The 5,761-nt window shown below is 68.4% G+C and carries 6 protein-coding genes and 1 pseudogene; 2 read left to right on the top strand and 5 right to left on the bottom strand.

Annotation, left to right across the window (positions count from 1 at the left end; all coding sequences use genetic code 11):
* Positions 1-213, top strand: a pseudogene (locus AWB94_RS34310) (nitronate monooxygenase); the annotation flags it as partial.
* On the opposite strand, the gene AWB94_RS24665 reads toward AWB94_RS34310, so the two are convergent.
* The 4 genes from AWB94_RS24665 to AWB94_RS24650 form a co-directional block, all read right to left on the bottom strand.
* Complete coding sequence (locus AWB94_RS24665; RefSeq protein ID WP_064961381.1) at positions 206-1,090, bottom strand: DUF4097 family beta strand repeat-containing protein; 885 nt, start codon at positions 1,088-1,090, stop codon at positions 206-208. The pseudogene AWB94_RS34310 and the gene AWB94_RS24665 overlap by 8 nt on opposite strands.
* Before the next feature lie 12 nt (positions 1,091-1,102).
* Positions 1,103-1,747, bottom strand: coding sequence for a response regulator transcription factor (locus tag AWB94_RS24660; protein WP_062659179.1), 645 nt, complete (start codon positions 1,745-1,747; stop codon positions 1,103-1,105).
* On the bottom strand, positions 1,735-3,054 hold the full coding sequence (locus AWB94_RS24655; RefSeq protein ID WP_062659180.1) for a sensor histidine kinase: 1,320 nt from the start codon (positions 3,052-3,054) through the stop codon (positions 1,735-1,737). The genes AWB94_RS24660 and AWB94_RS24655 overlap by 13 nt, the downstream gene beginning before the upstream one ends.
* A 74-nt stretch (positions 3,055-3,128) precedes the next feature.
* The gene (locus tag AWB94_RS24650; RefSeq protein ID WP_062659184.1) at positions 3,129-3,542 is read right to left on the bottom strand and encodes a VOC family protein; all 414 of its coding nucleotides are present in this window, start codon (positions 3,540-3,542) and stop codon (positions 3,129-3,131) included.
* A 54-nt stretch (positions 3,543-3,596) separates the two neighbouring features.
* Between AWB94_RS24650 and AWB94_RS24645 the strand changes: the two genes are divergently transcribed.
* Complete coding sequence (locus AWB94_RS24645; RefSeq protein WP_062659183.1) at positions 3,597-4,514, top strand: LLM class flavin-dependent oxidoreductase; 918 nt, start codon at positions 3,597-3,599, stop codon at positions 4,512-4,514.
* Here AWB94_RS24645 and AWB94_RS24640 read toward each other — a convergent pair.
* The gene (locus AWB94_RS24640) at positions 4,475-5,596 is read right to left on the bottom strand and encodes a PKD domain-containing protein (RefSeq protein WP_062659181.1); all 1,122 of its coding nucleotides are present in this window, start codon (positions 5,594-5,596) and stop codon (positions 4,475-4,477) included. The genes AWB94_RS24645 and AWB94_RS24640 overlap by 40 nt on opposite strands.
* Positions 5,597-5,761: the final 165 nt, after the last annotated feature.

The following is a 5,761-nucleotide window of genomic DNA, read 5'->3' as shown; positions in this document are numbered from 1 at the left end:
CTCATTTTCGAGAGACCTCGACCTCTATCCCGGCAACGACGCGCCAACCACCTCTACACCCTCATCTGTGAAGAGCCGCATTACCTGACCAGCCCCGTGCGCGCCGCGTCGGTGCGGGCCGGGGATCCGCAGGCCACCAACATCTGGGCCGGCACCGGCTTCCGCCAGGTCACCTCCGGCCCGGCCGCGGAGATCATCGCCGCGCTCACCTGAGCGTGTCGATGGTCACGTTCCCGTCGTCGGAGCGGGCGGTGATCTGCCCGGCGGCGCGGGCGGCGTCTCCGGTCTCGGGCACCCGAACGGTGGCGGACCCGCCGGACTGGGCGTGCACCAGGTAGGGGCCGGGCGCCGGCACGGACAGCGAGATGTCGCCGTCGCGGGTCACCGCCTGCACCTGGCGCGGTGCCACGTCGGCGAAGTTCACCGAGATGTCACCCTGGGTGGTTGCCGCGTCGAACGATTCGCCCACCGAGATGGGTTCGCGCGCGGTGATGTCGCCGTCCTGGGCGCGCACCTCGATGCGACGGACCGCACCGCGCAGCACGACGGCGCCGTCCGACGTGCTCGCGGTCAGCTGATCCAGGTCGGCCTGGGCCAGCAACACCCCGGTGTTCTGGCGCACCGTCAGCGCGAGCCGGCGCCCGGTCTCCGGCGGCAGGGTGACGGTGACCTCGCCCGGGTCGCCGAAGTCGAAGAGCCCGTCCGCCGCGCCGGCGACGACGACGTGAGTTCCGCTGCCGTCGTTGGTCACTCGCAAGTGCTGGTCGCTGTTGCGGGTGGAGGCCACCATGCGCAGATCGATGCGGGGTTCGGTGGCGTTGCGGTCGGCGGTGATGCGCACGGCCACCGGCGAATCGGCGGTGTCGACGGTGAGTGACCGGATGGCCGCGGGCAGCGTCTGGTGGTCGGTGACGACCCGGAATGCGCTGAGCCCCCAGGCCAGCGCCCCCAGTCCGGCGACCGCGCCGACGATGACGACGACGGCGACGCCGACCAGCAGCACGCGGATGACGCCGCGTCCGCCGGCGGACAGTTGGGGTGGGTCGGTCGGTGCGGGCGGGGTGAGTGTGCCGGGAGAGGTGATGGTCACTGGAGAGCCCTTTCAGGATTCGAGGTAGCGCAGGACGGCCAGCACACGGCGGTTCTCGCTGTCATCGGGGGTGAGTGCCAACTTGGAGAAGATCGACGCGATGTGCTTCTCGGCCGAACCGACCGAGATGTGCAGCGCCGCGCTGATCGCCGAGTTCGACTTGCCTTCGGCCATGAGCTGCAAGACATCCCGTTCCCGTGGCGTCAGCTCGTCGAGGGCCGCTCCGCGCCGGGACCGGACCAGGATCTGCGAGACGACCTCCGGGTCGAGCACGGTGCCGCCGGTGCCGACCACCTCGACCGCATCGAGGAAAGCGGGGACATCGGCCACCCGGTCCTTGAGCAGGTAGCCGAATCCCTTGGTGTCCGAGGCGATCAGGTCGGCCGCATAGCGCTCCTCGACATAATGCGAGAGCACCAGCACGGGGGATTCCGGGTTCTGCGAGCGCAGCAGCGCAGCCGCCCGAATGCCCTCGTCGGTAAAGGTCGGCGGCATCCGGACGTCCACGATGGCCAGATCGGGGTGCTGCTCGTTGACCAGGTGCAGCAACCCGGTGGCGTCGGGAACACCGGCCACCACCTCGTGGCCGGCGTCGGCGAGGATGCGCTCGATCCCGGCCCGCAGCAGCGCCGAATCCTCCGCGATCACGATCCGCATGGCAGCACCGCCGTCACGATGGTGGGGCCGGTGACCGGGCTGGACACCGTGAACGTGCCGCCGGCTGCGCGCACCCGTTCGGTCAGCCCGCGCAATCCGGTGGCGTCCTCGTCGGCGCCGATCTCGGCTCCGCCCCGGCCGTCGTCGTACACCGACACGTGCAGCACCCGGCCCGCCTCGTCATAACGCACCGTCACCACGGCCTGACCGGCCTGGGCGTGCTTGGCCACGTTCGTCAGAGCTTCGGCCACCACGAAATAGGCGACCGATTCGACTTCGTCGGGCAACCGCCTGGGCAGGTGCACGTCGAGGGTGGTTGGTACCCCGGAGATCTGGGTGCGCTGCACCACCGCCGACAGTGCCGCGTCCAGGCCGCGGTCGGTGAGGATGGTCGGCGCGATCCCGCGCACCACGTTGCGCAGTTCGGCAAGGGCGCTCATCGCGTCGGCGTGCGCCTCGCCGATGAGCTGCTTGGCCGCGGCCGGGTCGGTGTCGAGTTTGGTCTGCGCCAGCCCGATGGTCATGGCCAGCGACACCAGCCGGGGCTGCACGCTGTCGTGCAGATCGCGTTCGATGCGGTGACGTTCGGTCTGCGCCGAGGACACCGCGCCCTGGCGCGCCTGAGCCAGGGCGCTGACCTGGTATTTGAGGGCGGCGGTGGGGGAGGCGGCCAGCAACCAGCGGTCGATCTTCGCGTCGACGGCCGGGCCGAACACCAGCAGCGCGACGGCGGCGGCCAGCGCGACGATGGCCAGCAGCCAGGCCAGCGGCGGGGAGATGAAGGTCAGTCCGGAATCGGGGTCACTGCGCCGGATCGCCGAGGCGAAGGCGGGGGCCAGGATGGCGAACGCCAGCAGGCCCAGCGCGATCCCGCACACCGCGAGGTCGTAGATCATCCGGAGATAGTGCTGGCTGGTGGCCTTCCAGAACCGGCTGCTGCTGACATCGAGCCACAGTTGATGCGCCCAACGCTGGAAACCCGTGTACGGCGACAGGTGGCGCGGCGGTACCGGGATCTGCTGGCCGAACACCGCCTCGCTGCGCAGCCGCTCGATCCATTCCACGCCGCGCATCAGGTACACGAACACCACCGCGGATACCACGAAGCCGATCACCGAGGGGATCGACGAGATGCCGATCACCATGATGGTCAACGGAATCCAGAACCACACCGTGCCGATCGCCGCGCCGGCGACCATGGAGGCGGTGGGCACCACCCCGATCGTGCGGTGGTGGGGAACCACGGTCGTGGCGGCGTCGGTGCGCTCGGCGGTATCTGCGGGGGTACTAGACGTGATTGCGACCATGAGACCAACCTATGGATACGCGCTGCCCGGCGACACCGCGTTTTCCGCCGAACCGTGCGGGGGATAACCCCCGCTCACTTGGGGGCGGTGAGCTCCAGTGCGATGTTGTCCGGGTCGCGGAACTCCAGGACGTACAGCGGGCCGATGTCCTTGACGGGTTCGTGGACGATGCCGAGGGCGTCCAGATGCTCGGCCGCCGCATCCAGCTCGGCCTTGTCCGCCAGCCGGAAGGCAAGATGGTCCAGGCCGGTGCGGTCCTCGTCGAACCGGTCCGCTCCCACCGGTCGCAGCCCGATCAGCGTGCCGCCCAGGTCGTAGATCACCCCGCCGTAGAGGAACGCCAAGGCTTCCCTGGTCGCGGCGTCGGCGCCCGGTGGCAACTCGACCAGCACGGGCCAGCCGAACACACCCTCGTAGAAGTGCCGGGAGCGTTCGATATCGGTGACCGTGAGTCGCACGTGCGAGATCGATGTGGTCGAGATCGTCATGACGCCATCTTCGCAGCGGGGGCGCATGCCAGAATCCGGGAGGTGCAGGTGGGAATGACGATGCCGGTGATGGAACCGGACCTGGATGCGGCGGTGCTCAAACGGTGGGCGACGGTCGTCGACGACGGACCGTTCTCGTCGCTGTGCTGGGGCGAACGCGTCGCCTTCGACAATCCGGACGCCCTGACCCTGCTGGGGGCGCTGTCGGCATGGACCGATCGGGTGCGGCTGGTGACCACCGTGCTGGTGCCGCAGCTGCACGACCCGGTGCTGCTGGCCAAAGCGCTCGCGACCGGTGATGTGCTCAGTGGTGGCCGGCTGACCGTCGGGCTCGGCGTCGGCGGACGCCGGGAGGATTACCTCGCGGCCGGCGCCGACCCGGCCACCCAGACCATGCGGCAGATGGCCGACCGGGTGGCGGTGATGCGGCGGGTGTGGAACGCGGAAAAGGTGACCGACTCGGTGCTGCCGGTCGGTCCGGCACCGGTGCAACCCGGCGGTCCACCGCTGTGGATCGGCACCCTCGGACCGAAAACCGTGCGCAGCGCCGCCAGCTGGGCGGCCGGATTGGCCGGCACCACACTGGATCTGGACGTCGCCAAACAGAACGAACTGTTCGACGTGGCCAGGACCGCGTGGGCGCAGGCGGGCCGGCCCGCACCGCAGTTGGCCACATCGTTCTGGTTCGCGCTCGGGGATCAGGACGCCGCGCGCCACCAGATTCACCGCCATCTGCGTCGCTACATGAACTGGATTCCCGCGGAGTATGTCGACGCCATGGCCCCGAACACCGGCTGGGCCGGCACCGAGGACGAACTGGCCGCCGTGCTGGCCAGGTTCGCCGAGATCGGCACCGACGAAGTCCATCTCATCCCGACGTCCTCGGATGTCGGGCAGGTACGGGCGGTCGCCGGGGTGGTGGCCGAGAACGCTCAGACTAGCGCGGGCGCCAACCCGAAGATCACCGAATAGTTGGCGTTACCGGCGGGCGTGGTGACGGTGTGGGTCTGCGCCCCGCCGTCACCCCAGCCGATGAAGATCAATTCACCGGCCGCGGTGTGCTGTGTCGACGGTGCGCTCAGCACGCGTTGCACCCCGACCACGCCCTGCTCGCTGAATGACCCGGTATGCGGCACGCCGTCCACGGTGAAGGTGGCGTCCGGGTTGCTCGCCGTGACGGTGAAGTCCACCAGATTCGGGAGCACGTCCTTGTAGGTCGTGGTCTTGAGTCCGCTGCTGTCGGTGACGGTCAGTTGGATCCGATACCACGTGGTGGCCAGCTGGTCGGCGGTGGTGGGGATGGTGACGCTGCCATCGGTGCCGACGATGCTGTCGACGAACGGGTGGGTATGGGTGTTGTGATGGAACACCACCTTCCATTCGAAGGCGCTGGGCGGCAACACCGCACCGTCCTCAGCATCGCTCGCTTGGGCGCTGAAGGTGATGGTGTCACCGGCGTTGTAGTTGTTCACGATGTTGCCGAGCTGGATGCTGGGCGGGACGCTACCCACCACGATGCGCTGGGTGGCGGTGTTGGTCTTGCCGCCCTCATCGGTGACCGTCAGCGTCACGGTGTAGGCGGTGTAGTTCGCGTCGGTGTTGGTGAAGGTGACGGTCGGCGTTGCCGAGGTCGAGGTTTGGCCGTTACCGAAGTTCCACTGGTAGGTGAGGGTCGGGCCGTCCGGGTCGGAGGAGCCGGTGCCGTCGAATTCGACAGTCAGCGAGTCGTTTCCGGAATAGGTGGCCGAGGCGTCGATATCGGCGACCGGCGCCTTGTTGCCGCCGGATGCCGTGATGACGCTCAGCGTGCCGGGGTAGATGCTCAGCTGGTAGATGTTGCCGTCGATGCCCTGCTTGAGCTGGACGGTCGCTCCGGCGGAAGTGTCCAGGGTCTTCTCGTCGATGACACTCTCGAACTGGTCGTCGAGGGTGAGCATCTTGATCCAGCCCACGGAATAGTCGGCGACGAACACCTTGTTGCGGTATTCCTCGGGCAGGGTGGTGCCGTCGTAGTACAGCACCGAGGTGATGGAACCGACGTTGGCCGGCGGCAAGGTGTGGTGATACGCCCACAGCGGGGGCAGTGTGTCACCACAACCGTTGCTGCTGCACGGCCCTTCCTGTTGCGGCCAGCCGTAATCGGGCTCTTCATGATTGAGGGTGTAGAACGGTCAGCTGCTGTCGGCCTGTGATTGGGGTGTCTGGTTGGCTGGGTGTGT

Origin of the sequence: Mycolicibacterium canariasense, assembly GCF_002101555.1 — a bacterium.
In the GTDB taxonomy this organism is placed as follows: domain Bacteria; phylum Actinomycetota; class Actinomycetes; order Mycobacteriales; family Mycobacteriaceae; genus Mycobacterium; species Mycobacterium canariasense.
This window is presented reverse-complemented; position numbering and strand designations above follow the sequence as displayed.